Origin of the sequence: Roseburia sp. OF03-24, from assembly GCF_003463035.1 — a bacterium.
GTDB lineage: Bacteria > Bacillota > Clostridia > Lachnospirales > Lachnospiraceae > Roseburia > Roseburia rectibacter.
In genome coordinates this window covers 1-513 of record NZ_QSCK01000081.1, presented here as the reverse complement: position 1 = coordinate 513, position 513 = coordinate 1, and the positions used below count along the sequence as shown (strand labels likewise).

General features: G+C 52.6%; 1 rRNA gene (only partly in view). It reads left to right on the top strand.

The features are described 5' to 3' along the window. Positions 1-473: ribosomal RNA gene (locus DXA60_RS18450) — 16S ribosomal RNA — on the top strand (its annotated part extends 871 nt beyond the left edge of the window); the annotation flags it as partial. Positions 474-513 lie beyond the last annotated feature (40 nt).

The window sequence follows — 513 nt, the reverse complement described above, 5'->3', positions numbered from 1 at the left end:
TCGTGTCGTGAGATGTTGGGTTAAGTCCCGCAACGAGCGCAACCCCTATTCTTAGTAGCCAGCAGTTCGGCTGGGCACTCTAGGGAGACTGCCAGGGATAACCTGGAGGAAGGTGGGGATGACGTCAAATCATCATGCCCCTTATGACTTGGGCTACACACGTGCTACAATGGCGTAAACAAAGGGAAGCGAGCCTGCGAGGGGGAGCAAATCTCAAAAATAACGTCTCAGTTCGGACTGCAGTCTGCAACTCGACTGCACGAAGCTGGAATCGCTAGTAATCGCGAATCAGAATGTCGCGGTGAATACGTTCCCGGGTCTTGTACACACCGCCCGTCACACCATGGGAGTTGGTAATGCCCGAAGTCAGTGACCCAACCGCAAGGAGGGAGCTGCCGAAGGCAGGATCGATAACTGGGGTGAAGTCGTAACAAGGTAGCCGTATCGGAAGGTGCGGCTGGATCACCTCCTTTCTAAGGAAATCAAGTAGAGATTATTTCACTGTTGAGTTAT